At 69.7% G+C, this 22949-nt stretch carries 18 protein-coding genes; 8 read left to right on the plus strand and 10 right to left on the minus strand.

Going from position 1 to position 22949, the window contains the following annotated elements; translation table 11 throughout:
* The first annotated feature begins 13 nt into the window (after positions 1–13).
* Together AB0881_RS14065 and AB0881_RS14070 are read left to right on the plus strand one after the other, a co-directional pair.
* Positions 14–3721 carry a hypothetical protein gene (locus AB0881_RS14065; protein ID WP_366617069.1) on the plus strand — a complete coding sequence of 1236 codons (3708 nt, stop codon included), beginning with the start codon at positions 14–16 and terminating at the stop codon, positions 3719–3721.
* Between the two features lie 25 nt (positions 3722–3746).
* The gene (locus AB0881_RS14070) at positions 3747–4967 is read left to right on the plus strand and encodes a hypothetical protein (RefSeq protein WP_366617070.1); all 1221 of its coding nucleotides are present in this window, start codon (positions 3747–3749) and stop codon (positions 4965–4967) included.
* Between the two features lie 84 nt (positions 4968–5051).
* On the opposite strand, the gene AB0881_RS14075 is transcribed toward AB0881_RS14070, so the two are convergent.
* On the minus strand, positions 5052–5816 hold the full coding sequence (locus tag AB0881_RS14075; protein WP_366617071.1) for a transposase family protein: 765 nt from the start codon (positions 5814–5816) through the stop codon (positions 5052–5054).
* Between the two features lie 133 nt (positions 5817–5949).
* Here AB0881_RS14075 and AB0881_RS14080 point away from each other — a divergent pair, with 133 nt between their 5' ends.
* Complete coding sequence (locus tag AB0881_RS14080; protein ID WP_366617073.1) at positions 5950–6510, plus strand: hypothetical protein; 561 nt, start codon at positions 5950–5952, stop codon at positions 6508–6510.
* Between the two features lie 243 nt (positions 6511–6753).
* On the opposite strand, the gene AB0881_RS14085 is transcribed toward AB0881_RS14080, so the two are convergent.
* The 4 genes from AB0881_RS14085 to AB0881_RS14100 all read right to left on the minus strand — a co-directional run bounded on the left by AB0881_RS14085 (position 6754) and on the right by AB0881_RS14100 (position 10878).
* The gene (locus AB0881_RS14085; protein ID WP_366617074.1) at positions 6754–7179 is read right to left on the minus strand and encodes a DUF3592 domain-containing protein; all 426 of its coding nucleotides are present in this window, start codon (positions 7177–7179) and stop codon (positions 6754–6756) included.
* A 629-nt stretch (positions 7180–7808) separates the two neighbouring features.
* Positions 7809–9608: a serine/threonine-protein kinase gene (locus AB0881_RS14090; RefSeq protein ID WP_366617075.1), complete on the minus strand. Its 1800-nt coding sequence runs from the start codon at positions 9606–9608 to the stop codon at positions 7809–7811.
* A 223-nt stretch (positions 9609–9831) separates the two neighbouring features.
* Positions 9832–10044 carry a hypothetical protein gene (locus tag AB0881_RS14095; protein WP_366617076.1) on the minus strand — a complete coding sequence of 71 codons (213 nt, stop codon included), beginning with the start codon at positions 10042–10044 and terminating at the stop codon, positions 9832–9834.
* Positions 10045–10158: 114 nt separating this feature from the next.
* Positions 10159–10878: a TetR/AcrR family transcriptional regulator gene (locus AB0881_RS14100; RefSeq protein WP_366617078.1), complete on the minus strand. Its 720-nt coding sequence runs from the start codon at positions 10876–10878 to the stop codon at positions 10159–10161.
* Between the two features lie 86 nt (positions 10879–10964).
* On the opposite strand from AB0881_RS14100, the gene AB0881_RS14105 reads away from it, so the two are divergent.
* The 4 genes from AB0881_RS14105 to AB0881_RS14120 are packed head-to-tail and all read left to right on the plus strand — an operon-like array spanning position 10965 to position 15968.
* Positions 10965–12101 carry a PQQ-dependent sugar dehydrogenase gene (locus AB0881_RS14105; protein ID WP_366617080.1) on the plus strand — a complete coding sequence of 379 codons (1137 nt, stop codon included), beginning with the start codon at positions 10965–10967 and terminating at the stop codon, positions 12099–12101.
* Between the two features lie 11 nt (positions 12102–12112).
* Positions 12113–12808, plus strand: a complete 696-nt coding sequence (locus AB0881_RS14110; protein WP_366617082.1) for a (2Fe-2S)-binding protein — start codon at positions 12113–12115, stop codon at positions 12806–12808.
* The gene (locus AB0881_RS14115; RefSeq protein WP_366617084.1) at positions 12805–13788 is read left to right on the plus strand and encodes a xanthine dehydrogenase family protein subunit M; all 984 of its coding nucleotides are present in this window, start codon (positions 12805–12807) and stop codon (positions 13786–13788) included. Before AB0881_RS14110 ends, AB0881_RS14115 begins: the two co-directional genes overlap by 4 nt.
* Entirely contained in the window at positions 13785–15968 is a 2184-nt protein-coding gene (locus tag AB0881_RS14120) for a xanthine dehydrogenase family protein molybdopterin-binding subunit (protein WP_366617086.1), read from the plus strand. The genes AB0881_RS14115 and AB0881_RS14120 overlap by 4 nt, the downstream gene beginning before the upstream one ends.
* A gap of 83 nt (positions 15969–16051) precedes the next feature.
* Here the strand turns inward: AB0881_RS14120 and AB0881_RS14125 are convergent, their stop codons facing one another.
* From AB0881_RS14125 to AB0881_RS14135, 3 genes are all read right to left on the minus strand, one after another.
* Positions 16052–16810 (minus strand): hypothetical protein, encoded by a 759-nt coding sequence (locus tag AB0881_RS14125; protein ID WP_366617088.1) that lies wholly within the window; start codon positions 16808–16810, stop codon positions 16052–16054.
* Between the two features lie 133 nt (positions 16811–16943).
* Positions 16944–17141, minus strand: coding sequence for a hypothetical protein (locus tag AB0881_RS14130; RefSeq protein ID WP_366617090.1), 198 nt, complete (start codon positions 17139–17141; stop codon positions 16944–16946).
* A gap of 47 nt (positions 17142–17188) precedes the next feature.
* Positions 17189–18103 carry an SDR family oxidoreductase gene (locus AB0881_RS14135; RefSeq protein WP_366617091.1) on the minus strand — a complete coding sequence of 305 codons (915 nt, stop codon included), beginning with the start codon at positions 18101–18103 and terminating at the stop codon, positions 17189–17191.
* A gap of 78 nt (positions 18104–18181) precedes the next feature.
* Between AB0881_RS14135 and AB0881_RS14140 the strand changes: the two genes are divergently transcribed.
* A complete protein-coding gene (locus tag AB0881_RS14140; RefSeq protein ID WP_366617093.1) occupies positions 18182–18754 on the plus strand; it encodes a TetR/AcrR family transcriptional regulator in 573 nt (190 codons plus the stop codon).
* A 950-nt stretch (positions 18755–19704) separates the two neighbouring features.
* Here the strand turns inward: AB0881_RS14140 and AB0881_RS14145 are convergent.
* Positions 19705–20973 (minus strand): cytochrome P450, encoded by a 1269-nt coding sequence (locus tag AB0881_RS14145; protein ID WP_366617095.1) that lies wholly within the window; start codon positions 20971–20973, stop codon positions 19705–19707.
* Between the two features lie 125 nt (positions 20974–21098).
* Entirely contained in the window at positions 21099–22733 is a 1635-nt protein-coding gene (locus AB0881_RS14150) for a BTAD domain-containing putative transcriptional regulator (protein WP_366617097.1), read from the minus strand.
* Positions 22734–22949: the final 216 nt, after the last annotated feature.

Here is a 22949-nt window from a genome sequence, read left to right on the forward strand (position 1 = left end):
CCAGGAGCGCCCTGTGAGTAGCCCAGAAGCCGTCGTCGTGCCCGTCCGCGTCACGGCACTGATGGTCAACGACGCCGTCCGCAGACAGGATTGGCGCCGCTGGCGCCCCGACTTCTCATCGAGTCACCACAGCCCGGAACGGGGCCACCTGAGCCGATCGGCAGACCGTCCCGACCCGGGTGTGCTGGTGCACTGGGAGCTGCCGGCCGCCTTGCGCAACGGCACTCTGCAGCCGGACGGGACGACGGCCTACGTGCCGGTTCCCGACCGCTGGCTCGTGGTGCGCTACAGCGGCAGGAACCGCACCGATGCGCGTTCCGCCGCCGGATGGCTGGTCCACAGCGACTGCCTGAGCGAGGCCGAGGCCCCCGACAACTCCCCCTATGCCATCCGCACCTCCAGCACCGACGCGACACCGGTGCCCAAGCGCATCGGACGCGTCCGGCCGCTGGACGGCGATCTGTCCGAGCCCGCCGACGTCCTGCCCGCCCCGCTCACCGCGGTCGGTCCCGGACTGCCGACCTTCGCGACCTACCAGCCTTACAACATGGGCGTCTTCTCGATGCACGACCCCCTCACCGGGCTCACCGGCGACGCGCTCGACCTCAGCTACCTGGTCATGGGCTGGTACGGCACCGACGCGAGCGATCCGTTCGCCGACATCACCGCCGCCCCGCCCGCCGAATTCCAGGAGAGGATCACCGAACGGCTCAAGCACCTCGGCTGGGACTGCCCCGCCCCGAAGACGCCGGTCCGCACCGTCTGCGCCGGAGCCATCGTCGGCGTCCGCTGGCAGCAGACCGGCCTGCCCGCTCCGGGCGACGACGAGGTGCCCGTCACCGAGGACGACCCGAAGAAGCGTCCCGTCAGCTACGGCGTCGCCGAGTCGTCGGTGGACGGGATCAGCGCGCTCGCCCTCGACCACGACCCCGGCGCCTGGAGGGACCCGGGACGACTCCGGCGGCTGCAGGCCCTCCAGTACGGGCTGTTGCATCAGCTCGACACCCGGGACGGCATCGCGGCCGTCCAGCAGCGCACGCGCGAGGCGCGCTTCGAGCCCGTGGCAGGCGGCTTCACCTGGGACTTCACCCCCACTCCCGCGGCTCGGGGAGAGGGAGCGCCGGCGTTCCGGGCGCTGCCCGAGCCGGAGCGGGCATGGCTGGCGGAGACCAACGAGGCCCAGCGCGCCCACGACGCCGCCACCCGGCGGCTCGCCCGCCGCCAGGAACGGCTCTACGAACTGTGGTACTACGCCCGCGAACTCGACACGATCATCGAAGACCCCCCGGAGCCGCCAGTCCTTGAGCAGTTGGAGGCGCTGAAGCCGAAGGTCGCCGCGCACCTGGCCGTGCTCTCCGACAAGGTCACGGCCGAGCGTGCCGCTCTGGCGCAGGCTCCGGCGCTGCTGAAGGCCGCGACGCCCGAAGAGCTGGACAACGCGATCGACACCGAGGTCGACCGGCTCACCAAGCTGTGGAAGCGCACCCCGGTGGGGCGGCCGACCCGGACCCCGCGGCCGGTGTTCCACAACGCCCGCGAGCCGGTCGTCCTCATCAAGGGCGCCAAGGCGACCCGGCTGCTCGACGACCCCGCGGTCGTCCCGTGCCGGTCGTCGAGGCAGACGGTGGCCGAGGCCATCGAGGACGGCCGGAACACCCCCGTCGCGGCCACCGCCGTGCGCCCGCCGGCCTGGGCGGCGTTGGAGAAGAAGGTCCCTGCCAGGATCCCGGCGGATCTGCCCGAGAAGCTGCTGACCGAGTTCGCCATGCTGGACCGGTGCCGGAGCCCGCGCCGCGCCATGTCCGCCGACCGGCAGGAGTGGTTCGACTGGTCCGGCGACGAGCGATGGATCCGCGCCGTCCGCCGTGCGACCGCGCTGTGGAAGCAGCCATGGTCTCCGCTGCTGCTGGTGTGGGAGGCCGAGTACTTCGCCGTTCCCTACTACCACTACCAGGACACCGAGAAGTCCGTCCGCCGTAGGAACTGGGAGTTCGCAGACGCCTGCTACCAGTGGCACGGGGAAGGCGACGCGGCGGAGAACAAGGCCGTCCCGCGCAGCGTCTCGGGCTCCATCCTGCTGTCCGCGCACGCCGTGCACAACATCGCCGAACGCCTCCGCCTCGTCGATACCGAGGCTCCCGGGCAGGACCCGGGCTTCAAAACCGCGGTCAACGACCTCGCGAGGCACCTCGCCGACGGCGGCGCCGGCACCGACCTGATCTCGCAGGCCCTGGACGGCTTCTCCGAACAGCTCACCGGCCGCGACTCCGGGGTCCACCCCCGTCCGGAAGCGGAAATCGCCGACATCCTCGACGGGCACCACACCTTCGCGCCACGGACCCTGACCGCGGTCGGCCAGGATCCGGAGAGCCCCGAAGAGGAGGACTGGATCAACAGCCCCTTCTACGAGCCCTACCGAGCCGGCCAGTTCCGGTTCAACCGCCTGTTCCTGGTCGACCGCTTCGGCCGCGGGTACGAGGTCGTCAAAACCGCCGACCGCCCCGACCTGCGCCCGCCGCCCGCCCGGGCCGCGACGGTCGTCCCCGACTCCAAGCGTCCTCTCAAGCTGGGGGGCGCCGACGCGCTCGTCCACATCGACAGGCAGAGCGATTGGGCGCGGCACCTGTTCCAGCTCCGACCGCGGCTCCCACAGCCCGCCAGGCTCGGCTTCGACTTCGTCTCCCGGCTGGACGACACGCAGGTCACGTCCAACGCCGACGAGCAGATCCGTGCCTGGATCGTCCCCAACCAATTCGACAAGGCACTGCTGTGCATGGCTGCCGACGGCCTCTTGCTGGGGGAACTGCGCCCCGTGCGGGACGGGCTGGTCTTCGAGCAGTACCACCCGGACGCGCCCGCCCTCGGGGACGACAGCGCCGAGCATCCCGAACTCGCTCGCTTCCTCAAGGGGCTCAACTCCAGGGACGACAGGGCCGCATCCCTGCAACACCTGCTCGACACGATCGAGGAGGCGCGGAGGGCCATCGCCCCCGACCACCCGTCGTCGTCACATCCCACGCTGCGAATGCTCGGCCGCCCGCTCGCACTGATGCGCGCCCGGCTCGAACTGGAGGGCGACGCCGAACCGATCGTCCCGATCCTGCCCAGCAAGCTCGCGGCCGACCCGCCCACCGCCGAGTACCAGGAGTACACCTGGCCGATCCTGCTCGGCTCGAACTCCTCGTTCGAGGATGGCCTCATCGGCTACTTCGACCGGGACGACTACACCAAGATCCACGCCGTGGCCCTGCCGCGCGACACACCGGAGGGCTATGCCTCCCGACGGGACGAGGCCGCCCTGGCCCTGAGGCTGGGCGAGTCGCGCCTGGTCACCCTGCTCGCCGACCCCTGGGCCGGCGTCCAGGCCGAAACCCATATCCTGCCGGCCGCCTTCCTGCGCCCCGACGCCGACCACGTGGCCCGCGCGCTCGCGCACATGGACGCCGTCTTCCACGTCGGCCCGGTCCTGGGACGACTCCAAGCGATCACCGTCAAGGGCGACGGCGGCACCGCCACCGTCACGAAGGCGTTCAGCCTTCCGCTGCCGGTCGTGGAGAGCGGCGACTGGACCTGGAAGCGGCACGACGGGAGCCGGCTCCCCGTCACCGCCACCGACGCCACCGCCCGCATCACGCCCGAATTCCGCGCGCACCTGCGCACCGGGCTGCTGCACCTCGCCAACGGCCTGAACCGGCGCGACGACCTGACCACCCGGCCGTAACCCGAACACTCACAAGGAGCCCAGCATGACCAGCACCATCTCACCGCCCGACACCGCTACCCAGCAACGCGACTTCCCGTTCCGCTCCAGCATCAGCACCCACCCGGCGCCGATGACGGTCTCCAAGAACTCCAGCACGCCGACAAAGGCGTCCCTGGACATCCTGATCTCCAACGACGGCTTCTCCCACGTCGAACTCGAGTCCCTGACGATCACGTTCAAGGTCGCCGACAACGACTGGGCGAAGGACACCCCCGGCATGCTCACGCCCGTGTGGAACAGGGTCAGCGCGCCGAAGCCCGAACTCCCGCCCGGCTGGACCGAAGACACCAGCAACCCGAAGTCGGGCGCGTTCACCTTCAAGCCTCAGAACAAGAAGGCCGGGCCGAACGACGTGCTGCGCCTGCACCTCGACAACATCCACGTCAGCACCAAGACTGGCATCACCAACGTCGTCATCTCCGTCAAGACCCCCAGCGGTACACCGAAATTCAAGACCGCTACTCATTCGATCGGAAAGTTCCCCATCGGCTTCGAACTGAAGAACTTCCGTGCGGACGACCCGATCGTGGAAAACGGCCAGTCGACCAAAATAAACTGGACGACCGACGGCGACGACAACGTGATCTACCAATTCTTTGTCGACGGTGTCGAGAAGAAGGACGGCGTGATCAAACCGCCTTTCGACACCGGCCCCCTGCACGCCACGACGGTATACAAGATCACCGCCAAGCATCAGGTCGGCGACGACTGGATTCCCTACTCCGACTCGACCGTCGTCCACGTCCACGGGGGCGAACTCACCGCCTCCAAGATCAGCTGCGACCAGATCACCGCCTCCAAGGCGGACTTTACCAAACTACAGCCCGCATTCGTCGAACTCTTGGCTTCATGGGAAGAGAAATGGGAGTGGGCCTTCTTTGGCGATGACTATCCGAAAACCATTAAGCAGACCAGCGTCCGAGATCGGCCTCTGAAAGGGCTTCTCGTAGGCGAACTAGTGATCACCTTCCCCAGCGAGGGCCTTAGACGCGGGAAATTCACACTAGGCATATGGGGCGTAGGGAAAAATCATGCAAGCTTTGACCTGCCTATCAGCGAAACCGATCCCGTACTCAAACAACAAATCTTCGAGCCGTTTCCCCGCGACCCGAATTTTATGGTGAGCATACAGGTGGACAAGGGTGCTTGTATACCCCAATACACCCAGATGGACCTCAAGCTCTACTGGCTTGGCGTGTCCTAAAGCGATCAAGCCTCGGAATTCATGACAGGGCAACCGCACCATGCCTTGACCCGCGGTGATCACAGCAGTGAGCGTTTTCCATGTTCAGCTTGAGCCGGCCAGATGCAGGCGGAGGATGGCCTGGAGCAGACTGGTGATGCGGTTGGGTGAACAGCGGAGCTTGCGGAGCAGCCGCCACGACTTGAGGGTGGCGACGGCCTGTTCGACCAGGGCCCGGATCTTGGCGTGGAAGCGGTTGACCGCTTGCTGGCCGGCCGAGAGTCTGTCCCATCGGCCGCGGTAGGGGATGCGGACCGTGCCGCCGGCGCCCAGGTAGCCCTTATCGGCCCAGCAGGCGACCTCGGCCTTGTCCAGTGCGTGGATGAGGCCGTGCTCGCGGGCTGCGCGGACATCGTTGACGGCCCCGGGCAGCGCCGGTAAGACCCATAGCAGCCGCCCGGCCGGATCGGCCAGGACCTGCACGTTCATGCCGTGCTTGCGATGCTTGCCCGAGCAGAAGGGGCGGTCGGCGGCGACCCGGTCGAGCGGCAGCAGTGTGCCGTCCAGCAGCACGAACGCCTTGGACGAGGCCGCCTGGACCGCCTGGTCCAGTGTCGGGGCCAGGGCGGCCGGCAGCTCGACCGCCTCGGTGATGTAGCGGTGGGCGGTGGTGGTGCCGACACCGAACCCGGCGGCGAGCTGGGCGTAGGTGGTGCCGTTGCGCAGGTGGGCCAGGGTCAGCAGGGCTTGGCGGCCGGCGGTCAGCCGCCGCAATCGGGTGCCCAGTGCGCACCGGTGCTCGCGCAGCCGGGCCGCCAGGAAGCGCAGGGCGGAACTGGATACATCAAAGCCGGAGCGGTAGACAAGCATGTTTGGCGTTGGCGGCCGGGTTTCCCCCGAGCGGAGGGTGGCTTCACCCGTGCGGGGGATCATCATGCCCCGGCGCGGTTGCGATCTTGGATGCGGATCGGGCAGTCGGGCCCGCCGGACCAAAGGATCGACGATGACCGCTGTGATTGATCGGCCGGTGACCACCGGACGGCTGCGCACCGCATGGGCAGCCGCCCACGCCCCGGTGGCCGGGGTTCCCCGCTGGGCGCGAACGGCCGCGCTCGCCGTCCCGTTCGTCGTGCTGCCGGCCGGTCTCTGGCGGCTCCCGGCCGCGTTCGCCGACGGGAGCGGGCTCGGTGAACGGGCCTACATCGTCTTCCTGTCGATCGCCTCCGAAGCCGCCGCGTTCGCCGCGATCGGCCTGATCGCCCGCTGGGGCGAGGTGTTCCCGCGCTGGGTCCCGTTCCTGCGCGGCCGACCGATCCCGACGAAGGCGGTGGCCATCCCCGCTGCTCTGGGCGCCCTGGTCCTGACGGTCCTCTGGACCGCCGCCTGGATCACCGAGTTCGCCGGGGTCAACCTCCGAGGCGAGCCGAGGGCCGCGAACTTCCCCACCCAGGCAGGCGGCTGGGAAGCCGCGACCTACTACGCGTGCTACCTCCCGCTGCTGTTGTGGGGGCCACTGCTTGCCGCCGTCACCTTCGCCTACGTCCGGCGCCGCCGGAACGGCTGACCCAGTCGGCCGAGCATGATGATCCCCCTCACACAGCAGATGGTCCCGCAGCCCCGCGCAGCGCGATCAGGTGGAACTCCGCGTACAGACGGTCCGAGGCGCTCACGTCCAGGAACTACGCGGTCTGCGCGGCGGTCCGCACCACTGCGCTGGGGCGCCGGGTCGGCGGCAGCGCCACCAAGGATGCCGGGTGAGGTGCCCCCACTCGAATGCCGGGTGCGGTCGGACCGATCCCCTTTCCGGTCAGTACGCTTCGACCACTCCGACGACCACGGCGGCCACCGCGAAACCCAGGAACAGCGTTCCAAGGACCAGGAGAATGCTGTTTTCCAGCAGCGACCGCACCATGTTCCATCGGGTGAAAATGAGCATGACCTCCGGTTTATGCGCCATGTACACCACCGGAACTTCCTGACCCAGCCGCATCTTCGCGTCCATGCGGACGATCGGTTTGACCGCCATCCGCTTCCCACGCTGGTCCTTGAAGGCGAGGATCGGTGCCCACCGCGTTCCCGAGTCGGCCATGGTCGCCGCGTTGTCGACCACTACACCGATCGTGCGAATGCCGCGCCACCAAAGCCGCAACACGTGCACGACATCCCGCAGATAGGCTACGAGGCAGCCCACTCCGGCCGCCCCGGCGGCCACGATGGCAATCAGTTCGTCCACCACTCCGCCCCTCTCCACTTCACGGGCTCTCGAAGGCTTTGGATGCCACTGGATGCCCTGCGGTTCGGTTCCAGAGGGCCCGTGGCGATCTTCCGAGGCCGGTGCCGCCGACCCCCGGTTCCTTAAAGTTCCTCAGACCGGTTCTTCTTTTCGCATATCGATCTTGGCAGAGCTTTGAGGCGGACGATGCGGCGGCGTCCATGTGCATGAGGCCGGGCGCGGCGCACATCGCGGGACATGAGATTTCCGCGCCGAGGGCTGCGGGCGTGGGCGGGCTGGAATACGGAAGAAAGGAGGGCGCGGCATAGGCAGCACGCTGGGTGCTTGCCCGCCCTTGCCCGTCCCATCTCTCGCGGTGACCGTCGTGGTGGGCGATCACAGCCCCCCGGAGGCCTGTTCCCCGGCTCGGCGTTTCGCTACGACACGAACTGCTGGACGGCCTGATCGCAGCCCTCTTGGTGCCAGGCACCGACCACGCGGGGGCTGGGTCGGCTCTGGAAGGCAAGATCACCGATCACGTCGGCTACGACGAGCACGACGCCTCGGTGGCGACCCCGATCACGAGCCGTTGTGCTCCATAAAGGGTCGGTTCCCCACCATCGCCCACGGCTGCGGGGGTCAGCGATCGATCACATGGGTTTGAGGTGGATCCCCTGGTCGTCGGTGCCGGCGTGCCAAACCAAGCTCGTACCCTGCGCCTTGAAACCCGCCAACGATCCGAGCCCGCACATCGGGGACGGGGTGATGATGCGGGTGGACAGATAGACGATCGGGTCTTCCGCGGAGACGAGCACGCCCGCGGTCTCGCAGATCACCGCTCCGTTCGACCCGATCACCCTGCTCCGAATCGCCTCGGTGCCGACCGCTCCGGCGCCGATGACGAATTCCCTGTGCCCTTCCCCAGTGGCGGGGCCGGCCCAGCGGCCGTGCCAGTGTGCCGGTATCGCGTTGTTGCGGGCGCGCGTGAGGTCGTCCGCCATGCCCCGCGCGGTCCATCGAAGGTCAGCCCCCTTCGGCTTCAGCGTCAGCGGGGGATCGTCGTTGCACTTGCCGGGCGGGATGCTCCTGCTGAGGCGGGGACGGAGATCGACGGTGGGCGTGCCCGCGGCCAGCCTGCCGACGTACTCGCACAGCTGCCCGCTCGTGTCGGTCACCCTGATCTGGGCGACGTCCGCGCCGAGCGAGCCCTGGGTGAGGGAGATCCGGCGGTGGTGCAGCACCTTGTTACCCGACGTGTCGGTCTTCTCATAGTCTCCCTCCCAGGTTCCGAGCATGGCGGCGGGCACGACGCCATTGACGGCCGGGCTCTTGGTGACGGTGCCTGCGGGGGGCTCGCGCCGTTCGTTCTGGGTGAGTGCGTAGGCCGAGCCCGCGCCGATCACGGCGACCGCGGCCGCGGCCGCCACCGGGAGCAGCCGGCCGCGCGAGGCGGGACGGGGCCGCCGGGTGGGGCGCGTGCCGGTCCCCTCCCTCCCGCCCATGGATCCGGGAGCGTCCGGCCGGCCGGGCGGCATGGAGGCCGATGGAGCGGGAACGGCTTGGAAACCCGGGGTCTCCAGGTCGAGCAGGGCGGCGGCATGGCGGCCCAGTTCGGTGACGACGTCTCCAGGCAGCCAGGCTTTCGATGACAGAGGCAGCCAGTTCAGGATCGCTTCGAGCGTGGGGCGCTCGTCCGGGGCCTTGGTCAGGCAGGACTCCACCAGCCCGCGGACCGGCCCGGACAGGTCGCGCAGCTGCGGTTGTCCCTGCGCGACCTGGAGAAGGACAGCGTGCAGGTTGGAGAACCCCACGCCGAACGGCTGGTGGCCGGTCGCGGCGTAGGCCAGCACAGACCCCAGGCTGAAGATGTCGCTGGCCGGGCTCAGCTCGGCGCCGCGTGCCTGCTCCGGTGACATGTAGGCGGGGGATCCCAGGAGGGCTCCCGTACGGGTGGCGACGCTGGCGTCGGCCGACCGCGCGATGCCGAAGTCGATGACCTTCGGGCCATCGATCGTCACCAACACGTTGGACGGCTTGAGGTCGCGGTGGATGAGCCCGGCGGCGTGCACGGCCTGCAGTGCCCTGGCGAGCCCGGACGCCAGGGCCAGGACGGTCGCCTCGGGCAGCGGGCCGTGCCGCGCCACCGTCTCCGCGAGTGTGGGCCCGGGTACGTATCCGGTGGCGACCCACGGGTTCTCCGATTCGGTGTCGGCGTCCAGGACCGGCGCCGTCCATTCGCCACCGACCCGACGCGCGGCCTCCACCTCACGCCGGAACCGCCGCCGGAACAGTGGATCCTTGGCCAGCGCGGCATGCACCAACTTGACGGCCACCATCCGTCCGCCTCGGGAACGGCCGAGGTAGACCTGTCCCATGCCGCCCGCCCCGAGCCGGCCGATCAGCTGGTACTCCCCCATCGTTCGCGGATCGTCGCGCTCCAGGGCTTCCACTCATCCCCCCTCAAGTAAAGACCAGCCGCAGAATATGGGCACCCATGCCCGGTCGCCACCGAAGCCGCGCCTTCGGTCGATCGTGTGATCTGGATGCCCTTGTCCGCGAGCTCCTTTGCCCGGCCCGCGCCGCCCCTCGGAGGAAGAGCGAGTACTTTCTTCGATCGCGTACGAGATGGAAACAACATGAATTCCAGATCCGCGGCGCCCGCATCGTCCGCTCTCAATGGCTCATCAGCGACGGGTCACGGAAGTAGCGGCTTTTGTCGAGGCCATGCACAAGGCGGCGGTGAACCAGCCGGGACAACGCCGCAACCAGCACCGCCGCGAACCAGCACCGCCGCGGACCGAGCAGACATCTCATCAACCGGTACAGCAGGGAGAACAGCGGCTCGCGATGGTCCCGGCCATGCCGACGATCCCGCAGCGAGACCACGGGGCACAGCCCGAAACCGAGTCCTCGAGCGGGACACCACCGGAAATGAGCTGATCATCGCCATTCGCAACGGTCTCGCCTGACACCGCCACCACCGGTAACGGGCCCGGCATTCTACGCAGGGGCCCGTTGCGCGTCGGCGGATCCGGACGAGTCCGCGGCGCGGTCGAGCAGTTCGGTCAGGAGCGCGCGCTCACCGGGAGAGTAGAGGTCGGTGTCGTCCACGACCGCTTTCAGGGCCACGGCGCGCCAAACGATGTCGGGTGGGCTGCTCGCGGCGATCGTGGTGATCGCCGCGAGGACCGCTTCGCGCAGCCGGTCCGCGAGGGCGGGATCGCGTTCCTCGGGTGGCGTCGCGATGAGGTTCATCGTGACGCCGACGCAGGCGGCGTGCATCATGCCGGCCGCCGTGTCGACGCTGACGACGAGGCGTCCGGCCGCCGCGATGCGTTCGACGAGCATGTGGAGCCGCGCCATGCCCTGTTCGGCGGCGGGGTGCCGGTGCCCCGGCTTGGGCTGGGCGTACATCAGCAGGTAGTGCGCCGGGTTCTCCAGGCCGAACCCGACGTGCAGATCCCACCCGCCGCGCAGGTCGTCGACCGGATCGTCGGACAGCTCCTGGGCCTGTTTGCCCGCGAGGTAGCGCTCGAAGCCGTCCGCGGCGACGGCTTCGAGCAGCCCGTTCATGTCGGCGAACAGGCGATACAGCGTGGGGGACTGCACTCCCGCGGCCGCACTGACGGCGCGGGTGGTCACGGCTTCACGGCCCTGCTCGTAGAGCAGCCGGGTCGCCGCGTCGATGATCCGCCGGCGGACCTCTCCTCGTTCACTCACGTGGCGATGTTAACAGAATTTCGTTGTCGATGATTGCGCTGGCGGCGCTAGTCGTTTAGTGTTGGCGTTGACAACAAGGGGTGATCATGAACGGATCGGCTCCGACGCGGATCGTCATCGCGGCCGTCCTCGCCGTGGCCTTGGCGCTCGGCGTGGCCGCGTGCGGCCCCGGCACGGACGCAAGAGAGGCCGCCGTCCGCCCAGCCGCGTCCAGCAGGGGCGACTCGTCGACGCTGCGCGACCGCACCGAACTGGTGAGGGGGCTGGAGGCGCCCTGGGGGCTCGCGTTCCTTCCTGACCGCTCGGCGCTGGTCTCCCTACGGCTGTCCGGACGGATCGTCCGCGTACCGGCGGGCGGCGGCGCGGCGCAGACCGTGGGTACGGTCCCAGGCGTCCGGACCAGCTCGGAGGGCGGGCTGCTCGGCCTGGCCACCTCGCCGCGGTTCGCGTCGGACCGCACCGTGTTCGCCTACGTGTCCGGTTCACCGACCAACCGCGTGGTCACGCTCAGGATCTCCGAGGACTACCGCTCCCTCAGCCAGACCCGCGTCCTGCTCGACGGCGTCCAGACCGCCGACCGGCACCACGGCGGCCGGCTCCGCATCGGACCCGACGGCAACCTGTGGATAGGGACGGGCGACGCGTTCGAACCCGAGAACGCCGCCGACGACGGCTCACTGAGCGGCAAGATCCTCAGGATTCGCCCGGACGGGTCCATCCCTCGCGACAACCCGTCCGGCACCGCCGTCTACTCCAGCGGGCATCGCAACGTCCAGGGCATCACCTTCGCACCGGACGGCACCATGTACGCCTCCGAACTCGGCCACCGCACCTGGGACGAGGTGAACGTCCTCCGCCCCGGGCGGGACTACGGCTGGCCCGAGACCGAGGGCGTCGAGGGTGACACCGGGGAACGGCCGATCGCCACCATCCATCCGGACGAGGCGTCCCCGTCCGGAGTCGCCTACGCGCGCGGCTCGCTGTGGATCGGCGCGCTCGGCGGGCAGCGCCTCTGGCAACTGCCCGTCCAGGGCCGGCGCGCGACCGGACGGCCGATCCCGCACCTGGTCGGGACGTATGGACGTATCCGCACGGTCGAGGCGGCACCGGACGGGTCCCTGTGGATCGTGTCGTCCAACACCGACCGCGCCACCTGGGGCGGCACCGACGCGCGCCCCGGCGACGACCGCATCATCCGGATCCAACTCCCGGCACAGAGCTGAGAAGGAGCGCGATGAACGACCACGGCGACCGGTTCACCTCCGACCCCGATGTCACACCCGAACGGAAGACGGAGTTCCTCCCCGAATCCACTCGCCGGACGATGCTCAAGGCCATGGCGGCGACCGCGGCGGGAACGGCCGCGGTCGGGACGGGTGCGGCCGTCGCCCCGGCCGCCGCGGCCGAGACGGCGACGGCCGGGGCGGCCACCGCACCCGCAAAGGCCATCGCCGCGGGGTCGTCGGTGGAAGTCCCGTTAAAGGTCAACGGGCGAGTACGCGAGGTCGTCCTGGAACCAAGGGTGTCCCTGCTCGACGCGTTGCGTGAACGCCTCGGCCTGACCGGCACCAAGAAAGGCTGCGACCGCGGTGAGTGCGGGGCGTGCACGGTGCTGGTCGATGGTGAGCGGGTCAAATCCTGCCTCACCCTGGCGGTGATGCAACGCGATGCCGAGGTCACCACGATCGAGGGGCTCGCGCGCGGCGACGACCTGCACCCGGTGCAGGAGGCGTTCATCAAGCACGACGCGTTCCAGTGCGGCGCCTGCACTCCCGGTCAGATCATGTCCGCCGTCGCCTGTATCAACGAAGGCCGTACGGGTTCGGAGACGGAGATCCGCGAGTGGATGAGCGGCAACCTGTGCCGCTGCGCGGCGTACCAGAACATCGTCGCCGCCGTCGCCGAGGCCGCCAAGGAGGTACGGCGGTGAGGGCCTTCGGTTACACGGCCGCGGGAAGCCCGGCCGAGGCGGTACGGATGGCCGCCGCCACACCCGGCGCGAAGTTCGTGGCGGGCGGCACCGACCTGCTCAACCTGATGCGGGACGGTGCGGAGGCCCACGACCACCTCATCGACCTGAACGCTCTCGACCTCGACGGTGTCGATCTCGAGTCCGGGAGACTGCGCGTCGGTGCGCTGGCCAGGATGCGGCAGGTCGCCGAACACCCCATGGTGCTGCGGGAGTTCCCCGTCCTGTCGGAGGCACTGCTGGCCTCGGCGTCCCCGCAGGTGCGCAACATGGCCGCGATCGGCGGGAACCTGCTGCAGCGCACCCGGTGCGGGTACTTCCGGGACCCTGGCTCGGCGTGCAACAAGCGTGTTCCGGGTAGCGGTTGCCCGGCGCTCACCGGGCACAACCGAGGACACGCCATCCTGGGCGGCAGCGGCCACTGCATCGCCGCACACGCTTCGGACATGGCGGTGGCACTGACCGCGCTGGACGCGTCCGTGCACCTGCTCGGCCCCGGCGGCGAACGCGACGTCCCGATCGGCGACTTCTTCCTTCTTCCCGTGTCCACGCCTACCCGGGAGACCGCGATGCGCCCGGGCGAACTGATCACCCGGGTGGAGGTGCCGCGCACGCCCCTGGCCGCGCGTTCGCGCTACCTGAAGCTGCGCGACCGCGCCACCTTCGAATTCGCGGTGGTGTCGGTGGCAGCCTCGCTGCGCACCAAGGGCCGCGTGGTGGAGGACGTACGGCTGGCGTTCGGCGGCGTGGGAACCCGTCCGTGGCGGGACATCCGCGTCGAGGCGGCACTGCGCGGCCGTCCGCTCACCACGGCGGCGATCACCGAGGCGGGACGCGTCCTGGTCCGGGACGCGCGCCCGCGCGAAGGGAACAGGTTCAAGGTCGAACTCGTCCAGCGGGCGCTGGAGAGCGTCCTCGGCGAGCTGGGAGGGGTCCGATGACCGAGCTGGTCGGACAGGGCGTCGAGCGGGTCGACGGCCGCGCGAAGGTCACCGGCACCGCCCGCTACGCCGCGGACAACGAGGTGCCCAACCCACTGCACGGATCCCTGGTGATGAGCACCATCGCCCGGGGCGAGGTCACGCAGATCGACACCAGGGCGGCACTGGCACATCCCGGTGTCGTTCAGGTCTTCACGCACACCACCATGCCACGGTTCAGGACGGTGCCGGGCTTCCCCTACAACAGGACGTTCATTCCGATCCAGGACGCGCGGATCCATCACAGCGGGCAGCCGGTCGCCTATGTCGTGGCCGAGACCCTGGAGCAGGCACAGGAGGCCGCCGCCCTGGTGAAGGTCCGCTACCGGACGGAGAAGCCCACCGCACGGCTGGAGGACGCGCTCGACGAAGCGTTCCTGCCGGACGCCTTCCGCGAGCGGCCCAACGAGGTCGAGCACGGTGACGCCGAAGCGGCATTCGCTCAGGCCGAGGTTCGGATCCAGCAGACCTACAGCAGCCCGATGCAACACCACAACCCGATCGAACCGCACACCACCACCGCCGTCTGGAACGACGGCGGCCTGACGCTGTACGAAAGCGCGCAAGGCGTGATGCTCACCCGGATAGCGGTGGCGAACGCCTTCAGGGATGCCGATGGCAACGCACCCGATATTCGGATCATCTCGCCCTACCTGGGCGGCGGCTTCGGCGCCAAGGGCCCCACCTATCCGCACACGCTGCTCACCGCCGCGGTGGCGCGGGAGCTCCGCCGCCCGGTGAAGCTCGTGCTGACGCGCGCGCAGATGTTCACGTCCACTGGTCACCGCGCCGAGTACCGCCACCGCATCCAGCTCGGCGCGACGCGGCGCGGCGAACTGACCGCCATCGTCGACACCTCGACGGCACAGGTGACCCGCACCGACGAGCGCATCTTCAACACCAGCGACTCCACGCTCAACCTCTACACCTGCCCGAACATCCACGTGCGGCAGATGGGCGTGCGACTGGACCTGCCCACCTCCAGCTACATGCGCTCACCGGAGACCACCGGGCACTTCGGCCTGGAGACCGCGCTGGACGAGCTGAGCTACGAGCTCGGCATCGACCCGGTGGAACTGCGGGTACGCAACCACCGCACCGTCATCAACCCCCGCACCGGCGAGCCCTACGAGAAGCACCTGCTGGAGTGTTACCGGGCGGCGGCCAAGGCGTTCGGCTGGTCACGCCGCAACCCCAAGCCTGGGACGACCAGGGCCGGCGACGAGTACGTCGGCTGGGGCATGGCCACCGAGACCCACACCTACGCGGCGAACCCGTCCCAGGCCCAGATCGTCATCGGAGTGAACGGGCGGGCGACCGTGCGGGCCGCCACCCAGGACATCGGCACCGGCACCTACACCGTGCTCACCCAGGTCGCCGCCGACGGGCTCGGCATGCCGCTCGGCCACGTCACGACGCTGCTCGGCGACACCACCTTCCCCAACGCGTCCCTGTCGGCGGCGTCGGCCACGATGGCCAGCGTGGTCGGACCGGTCTCCAATGGCGCGGAGCAGGCACGGAAGGCCGTGATCGCGCTCGCCGTCGCCGACCCGCGCTCCCGGCTGCACGGCGTGCCCGCCGAGAACGTCGTGGCTGAAAACGGTCACCTGTTCGCGCGCGGCGATCGCCGCCGGAGGGACAGCTACCGCGCCGTCATGGCCCGCCATGGCAGCGAGATCCAGGTGCTCGGCAGCAAGTCCAACAACGGCGGGCACACGTTCGGCGCGGTGTTCCTGGAGGTACGGATCCGGCCACGGCTCGGCAGCATCCGCGTGAGCCGGGTCGTGACCGCCTACGACCTGGGACGGGTCCTCAATCACCGGACCGCGCACGGCCAGGTCATGGGCGGTGTCACCTGGGGCATCGGCTTCGCACTGTTCGAGCACACGATGGTGGACCCGAACACCGCGCGCGTGGTCGACCCCAGCCTGTCCGGCTATCTGGTGCCGGTGAACGCCGACACACCCAAGCTGGAGGTCATGTTCGTGGACCGCCCCATCGGCGACAGCGAGGCACTGGGCGCCCGGGGTTTCGGCGAGACACCGGGGACGGGCGTACCCGCGGCCATCAGCAACGCGATCTACCACGCCACCGGCCGCCGCCTCCGCGACGTCCCCTTCACCCCGGACAAGCTCCTCTGACCGCAGGCCCCAGCGCCACTCCCATCACGAAAGCCGGGGCACTTCAGCCGGGCCGCCTGTCCTTCGATGAGCGTCTTGGGCGTTCAGAAGAGAACCTTGAGCATGTCGTAGGTGAAGTTGCCCAGGACTCCCCCTCCCACGGCACCACCGAGGAACCGCAGCCCCGGTTCGAGGCTCTGCCTGTCGAGCCTGCCGATCGATGGTGGTTCGCCGGGGGCGTAGTCGGCGAGGCCATCAGGGTCATCGGGCCAGTCGGACATCAGTTCGGCGATCTCACCGAAACTGCGCTCGGCATACGTGCCATCAGGCCTGGTAATGGTCACCGAACGAAATGACTCCCAGTCGATGGTCTGCGGATGGTGCGAGTAGGCCATGACCGACACGACATCGCACAAACCCGAGTACCGCCAGGGGCTCGGCATCTGGCGCCTGAGTTCGTCAAAGGATTGTTCATCGAAGCGCAGGACGGGCTTTTCGGACCACGTACCGGATCTCCAGTCTTCGCGGTACCCGGCCACGAAGATGTGCCACCTGTCCCCCGAGCGCAACTGCAGATAGGCTTGAATCCTGCGCAGTTCGGGCACTATCACCCGGTCGGGTGTAGAGAAGATGATGCTGACCAGAGACTGCCTGCCAGGATCTTCGACCGGGCGAGGCGAATGGTGGTCGCGGTACTCGATCCACCAGTGGTGGACCGTGTCGACGATCTCCTCCAGCGTGAACCCTCCCGCCCATTGGAAGCCCGTTTGCTCCCAGCGCAGCGGCGGCTTGGGCCGCGATGGGACGCGGTCGGGGGCCGTCGGACGTACCAGAAAGTCGTCCGACGGGTCCTCAACGGACACAACGGCCACCGCCTTTCCAGAGCAGTTTGTGAGTTTGGGCGTCCAGCTCTGCTCCTGCACTCGATCTGCCGGAAGGACGCGTCTGGTGTGTGGGCCAGGGGATTCCTCGGACAGGGCAACCGCCCTCGCGTGATCAGGTGTTCCGGCGAAAGACCTGATCACGACGAAGGCCGTTGAGGAGACGATTCTTCTGGATGCGTGCGTGCGTGTCGATGAGCGTGACGGTAATCCGTCCCGAAGGATGGACGCCGGCAAACGCTCCGTCGGCGAACGTCACCACCGGCCCGCGCGCCGTGGCCGCCACGACCTTCGGCCACCGCTTCACCGACAAGACCGCCTACGGGACGACGGGCACGCGCCGCCTCACGGCGGGCGCGATCAGGCCGGAGGGGCCTGGAAGTAGTGGCCCTTGCCCAGGTCGTCGAGGAGCCCGGGCCCGCTCGGCCGCCAGCCCAGCAGCTCGCGCGTCAGCGCGCTGGACGCAGGCCCGTCCACGGCGAGCATCGGCGCCAGCCAGCCGAAGTGCCCGCCCGCGTCCGGCTGGGCCACCGGAACGGCCGGGACGCCGAGCCCCCGGCCGATCACCTCGGCGATATCCCGGATCGGCACGCCCTCGTCGGCGACCGCGTGCAGCACCGCTCCGGCGGGCGCGTCCTCCAGCGCCGACCGGAACAGCCGGGCGGCGTCGTCGCGGTGCACCGCGGGCCAGCGCTGCGCGCCGTCGCCGATGTACCCGGAGACACCCTTTTCGCGGGCGATGCCGACCAGGACCGTGATGAAGCCGGGGTCGCCCTCGCCGTGCACGGTCGGCGGCAGCCGCACGACGACCGGGCGGACGCCGCGGGGCTCGAAGGACAGCGCCAGCTGCGCGGCGGCGAGCCGCGGACCGCTTGCGGGCGCCGGGTCCCACCCGTCCCGCTCGGTCACCGGGCGGCCCGGTGCGACCCCGAGCGTCCCGGACGCGATGACCAGCGGCCGGCCGGTGCCCGCCAGCGCGCCGCCGAAGGTCTCGATGGCGCGGCGGTCCGCGGCGGCGGCGTCCGCGGGGCCGCCCGCGAAGGCGACGTCGTGCTTGTACGCCAGATGCAGCACGGCATCGGACGCGGCCGCGGCGTCACGCAGGACGTCCAGGTCGTCGAGGGTGCCGCGGAGCACCCCGGCCCCGGCGGCGGTGAGCACGGCGGCCGAGGACTCCGAGCGGGCCAGCCCGACAACGTCGTGGCCCGCGCCGAGCAGTTCGGGGACGACGGCCGAGCCGATCCAGCCGGACGCGCCGGTGACGAGAACGCGCATGATGCGACCTCCAGTGATGTCATTGACTGACATCACGCTATGCGATGACAGGCACTGACATCAACTATGATCGCGGCCATGGGGCGATGGGAGCCGAACGCGCGCGGACGGCTGGAGCAGGCGGCGCTGGAGCTCTACGGCGAGCGTGGGTTCGAGCGGACCACGGTGGTCGAGATCGCCAGGCGGGCCGGGGTCACCGAGCGGACGTACTTCCGGCACTACGCCGACAAGCGCGAGGTCCTGTTCGCCGGTTCGGACCTCCTGCGCGACCTCATGGAGCAGGCCGTCGCCCGGGCCCCGGCGTCCGCGCCGCCGATCGAGGCGACCACCGCGGCGCTGGAGGCGGCCGCCTCGGTGATCCCCGACCACGCGCAGGCGCGGCGGCGCCAGGCGATCATCGAGGCGAACGCGGAGCTGCGCGAGCGCGAACTGATCAAGCTGGCGACGCTGGCAGAGGCGCTCACCGGCGCGCTGCGCGGGCGCGGCGTCCCCGAGCCGGCCGCGAGCCTGGCCGCCGAAACGGGCATCGCCGTCTTCAAGGTCGCGTTCGAGCGCTGGATCGGCGATACCGGCGAGGCGGACCTGCCGCACTACATCCGGGAGTCACTCGACGCCCTCCGTACCGTGACCGCCGAGCCCGCCCGGCGCTGAGCCGCCGTGCGCCCCGCCGCGAATGCCTGTGCGGGCCCGCGGCAACGTCCTGGGGCGGAGCAGGTCACCACGCCCACCCAAATAGACCCCCTGATGCCGTCGGCGACTCCCGCTGCGGCCCCGGTCGGGCCGTAACGGGTCGATGGTGGCTCAGCCGACAGGGACGGCCGGGACCTCGCTATCGACACCGCTGTTGCCCGGTCCCAAGAGCTCGGCGGCGCAAACCCTGTGGCCGGCGTTCAGCACCAAGTGAGCTGAGGCCGGGACGCGGACGCCAGCCAGCCGCTGAACGCCCGCCGCAACCTCATTGGCCACCAACCATGCACCCGCCACCAACAAGACCCACCTGACCTTGGCCGCGATCACGCTCATGACCCGCCGGCCCCCACGGCGGTGATAGGGCACCAGCGCACTGCTGGCGCAGCCGACCACGGCGCGGGCACTTCGGACGCCAGCGTCTCGTTCGTGACGGTCAGGGCTTGCTGCCGGTAACAAGGCGGGCCGCGCCACCGCCGTCACCAGATGTCGCGGATCCGGCCGCGTCCGCCGCGCTGGCGCCAGTTACGCAGGACGAGCCCACCCAGGAGAACCATCTCGGTCCGCGTCGGCCGAGCGGCAACAGCCGGTACTCCAGCCACACCAGCACCCGGAAAGGAGACGCCAGCACACGAAGCAACATGTCGCGGCCTTCAGGCGGAACCATCGTCGGCCTCCTCCCCCGCGCGGTTTCCTCGCTGCGCCAACCAGCGACGTCGACCTCGCCGACCACGACATGGGAGCATTCCGGCGTATGAGCGGACAGAGAGCCGGCCCGATATCGGGCTCGGCTGCTCCCCACGCACGCGGGGATGGTCCGTACGTACGCGGCGGCCCGTCGGTCATCACGCCCTGCGCAGGCGGGGATGGCCCTCGGCACTTGAACCATCATTAGGCTAGTTATCGTCCAACGATCAGGCGTTGGGGGAGCTCCAGGCGACCGGCACCTTGAGAGGGCGACGGATCGGCGTCGCCCGGTTCCACTCCACGTCCCCGGCGTCGACGGTCAGGCGTAGTGCGGGCAGCCGGGCCGTAAGCTGTTCGAGCGCGACGTTGAGCTCTAGGCGGGCGAGGTTGGCGCCGAGGCAGTAGTGCGCGCCGTGCCCGAACGACAGATGCGGATTGTCGGCCCGGGCAAGGTCGAGCCGGTCGGGGTCGGCGAACACCCGCGGGTCGCGGTTGGCGATGTCGTGTGCCACGAGGATCACGTCGCCGGCCTTGATCTGGACGCCGGCCAGCTCGGTGTCCACGGCGGCGCGTCGCGGCTGCCCGGTGTCGAACCACGAGTTGGGGATCACCCGCAACAGTTCCTCGACCGCCGTGGGGATCAGCTCGGGGCGCGCGCACAGCTGGTGATACAGGCTGACGCCTGCGGGATCGTGCGTGGTGAGGAGCTTGTGCACGCTCGCGGCGATCGCGGCGGCGGTGGTCTCCCAGCCGGCGACGGCGAGGCTGGCGACCAGCATCGCCGACTCGGCCGGGTCGATGCCGAGGTCGGTTCCCTTGGCGACGGCGTACGCGAGCATGCCGCCGTCGGGCTTTCCGGCCTGGGCCGCCATGAGCCGGCCGGCGTAGGCGGTCATCTCGGTCATCGCCTGCGCGTTCTCGGCCGCGCGGTTGGGGCCGGTGGACAGCAGCATGTCGCCCCAGGTGTGGAATTGGTCGCGGCCCTCGGCGGGGACGCCGAGGACTTCGGCGACGGCGTTGAGAGACAGCGGCCAGGCGAGATGAGCGACCAGGTCGGCGGGTTCTCCTGCTGCGGTCAGGTTGTCCAGGCAGCTGTCGGCGAGGGACTCGACGCTGGGCCGGAAGCGCCGCATGTTGGGGGCGTTGAACGCTTTGATGACCAGGCTGCGCAGGTCGCGGAGGTGTTGGCCGTCCTGGGTGGCGATGAGCGGCGCGAGGTTGAGGAACGGCAGGATCCCGTCGGCGGTGGCCCGGAGGAAGAGGTCGTCGCGGAGGTAGACCTCCCTGGCGGCGGCGTGGTCGCTCAACCACCAGGCTTCTGTATCGGGCTGCCCCGGCGGCAGGGCCACCTTGAAGATCGTGCGGCCCTGGACATCGGCGGGTACGGGAGCCGGCTCGGTCGGCTCGATGGTGAGGGGCACGGCGGGGTCGATCGAGACGAACGGGAAGGGGCAGCCGTGCTGGGCGCCGGTGGAGGGGAGGTCAGGCAGAGCCACATCAATCCTTGTGGGTCGGTGGGCTGCTGCTCTGCTGCGGATCTCAGATCAGCAGACCGGATCACGGTTGTCAACGCTGGTGTGGGGATGTCACCAGACGGTGAGGATCTTGCGGTTTTCGGCTGTCAGGCGGGGATGGTCGCGGTGAGGCTGTAATGCGCCCATTCCCGGTGCCCGGGATTGGGATCGGCCAGGAAGGCGTGAGTGTCGGCGACGCCCTGCGGTCCCAGCACCATCCCCGCCGGGACGATCTGGGCGAGCTCGGCGGCCAGGCGGGGCACCAGCACGTAGGACGAGCCCTGCGTCGCCTCCTGGATGCTGGCCGCGGCCGCGGCGGTCGACGGCACTCCGACGTTGGTCAGCGCGAGCATGCTGCCGGGGGCCGCGCCGTCCAGCAGCGCGGTGTAGACCTCGCGGGGGTTGTAGGCGTCGGGGGTGTTGTTCAGGTCGTGGCCGTCCCTGACGAGCACCGTTTCCCGTTCCTCAGGAGGCCGGTCGAGCTGCAGGAGATCCCGGACGGCCTCCTCTTGGAGCAACTGGTCGGGGGCGCGGAGCGACCCGGCGACCACCTGGACCCCCGGCTCCTTGGCGAACCGCGTGCGGAGTTGCTCGCACAGGTGGACGTCGCTGGCGACGTAGACCACCTGGTAGCCGCCCGGGCAGTGAATCTGGGCGAAACGGTGCAGGCTGAAGGGCGACGGCGGAGGGGCGCCCAGTTCGAGGATGCGATGGTTGCCGACCGTGCGGGCGGCCTCACGAACGCACAGGCCTCCGAACTGCTGCACTTCCCTGGCCATGATGGGGACCTCGGGCAGAAACGCGGTGACGCGCGCGGCGGCGGCCCGATCCACGGCAGTGCTGTAGGCGTCGGGACTGTGTGGGTCGTCGACGATCATGGAAGCCGCCATCCGCACCGTGTAGGGCTGGACGCGATGGGGTGCGCCCGAGTCGATCACGGCTTGATCCGCGGGCGGCAGCGGGGGGATGGCCACCTCGTACAGGTCCGGGTCGCCGGCAAGGATCCGATCGTGCACCAGGCGGAGGGCCGGGCCGGGTTGCCGGCTGCGTTCGGCCAGCCATGTGCGGTGCGCCTGATAGAGGCCAAGGGCGTCGTCGGAGCGGCCGCATCGGTACAGCGCGGTCATCACCGCCCCGCGCAGCAGTTCTCGTCTCGGATGGTCTTCGACCAGCGTCGTCATCGTCTCGACGAGACGGTGATGCTCGCCGAACATCAGCCGCAGCTCGGCGAGCTGCTCGGCGGCGTCCAGGTAGGCGTCGATGACCCGTTGCCGCAGCCGTTGCATCTCCTGGGTGGCCGGGAGGGTGTCCAGGGTGGCGGGCGACCATCCGGCCAGCACGTCCTCCCAGAGCAGGACCGCGGCATGCGGGTCGCGGGTGTGCAGGCCGGCGGCCGTCCGCATCAGCTGCGTGGTCTCGTACCAGTCGACAGAGACATGCCCGTCGGCGGAGACGGGAAGGTGCGGGGCGCCGGCCGCGGTGATCTGGTAGCTGTCGGGGCCCGTGTGGTGGGTGACGCGGTCGCCCAGGACTCCGCGCAGCCTGCTCACGGCAGTGTGCAGGGGCGCCCGGGTCCTGGGCTGCTGCTCCCACGCCAGTTTGAGCAAGCGCTCGACTGGAACGGGACCGCCGTCGGAGTCGACCAGCAGCGCGAACAGCAGACCGCGCAGGTTGTGTCGCAGGGGAGCCGGCGGGCCCTCGCCGTGGAGCACCTGGATGCTGTTCAGCAGCCGGACGCGCACGGGAATCCCTTGGGCTTGGACCTGCGGCTGGCTGATGGCGCACCCCCACGGGCTTGTGACGTGTCATGTCCGGGGGTGAACCGTACCGAATGGCCACGTTTTGCGCTGATATGCAGGCGTGGCGGCGTGTTCGGAATCGCGGTCAAGAGGACCTGCTCATTGTCGTTGGCCGGATCCGGCCGTGCGGGCGGTCAGGGGGCAGCGCTACAACCAGCG

It is taken from the genome of Spirillospora sp. NPDC029432 (assembly GCF_040703975.1).
Taxonomy (GTDB): domain Bacteria; phylum Actinomycetota; class Actinomycetes; order Streptosporangiales; family Streptosporangiaceae; genus Spirillospora.

What these genes read in the sequence shown, in the direction of transcription:
- AB0881_RS14070 (WP_366617070.1), top strand. Translation starts at nt 3,747, where the DNA reads ATGACCAGCACCATCTCACCGCCCGACACCGCTACCCAGCAACGCGAC.
- AB0881_RS14075 (WP_366617071.1), bottom strand. Translation starts at nt 5,816, where the DNA reads ATGCTTGTCTACCGCTCCGGCTTTGATGTATCCAGTTCCGCCCTGCGC.
- AB0881_RS14080 (WP_366617073.1), top strand. Translation starts at nt 5,950, where the DNA reads ATGACCGCTGTGATTGATCGGCCGGTGACCACCGGACGGCTGCGCACC.
- AB0881_RS14105 (WP_366617080.1), top strand. Translation starts at nt 10,965, where the DNA reads ATGAACGGATCGGCTCCGACGCGGATCGTCATCGCGGCCGTCCTCGCC.
- AB0881_RS14110 (WP_366617082.1), top strand. Translation starts at nt 12,113, where the DNA reads ATGAACGACCACGGCGACCGGTTCACCTCCGACCCCGATGTCACACCC.
- AB0881_RS14120 (WP_366617086.1), top strand. Translation starts at nt 13,785, where the DNA reads ATGACCGAGCTGGTCGGACAGGGCGTCGAGCGGGTCGACGGCCGCGCG.
- AB0881_RS14135 (WP_366617091.1), bottom strand. Translation starts at nt 18,103, where the DNA reads ATGCGCGTTCTCGTCACCGGCGCGTCCGGCTGGATCGGCTCGGCCGTC.
- AB0881_RS14140 (WP_366617093.1), top strand. Translation starts at nt 18,182, where the DNA reads ATGGGGCGATGGGAGCCGAACGCGCGCGGACGGCTGGAGCAGGCGGCG.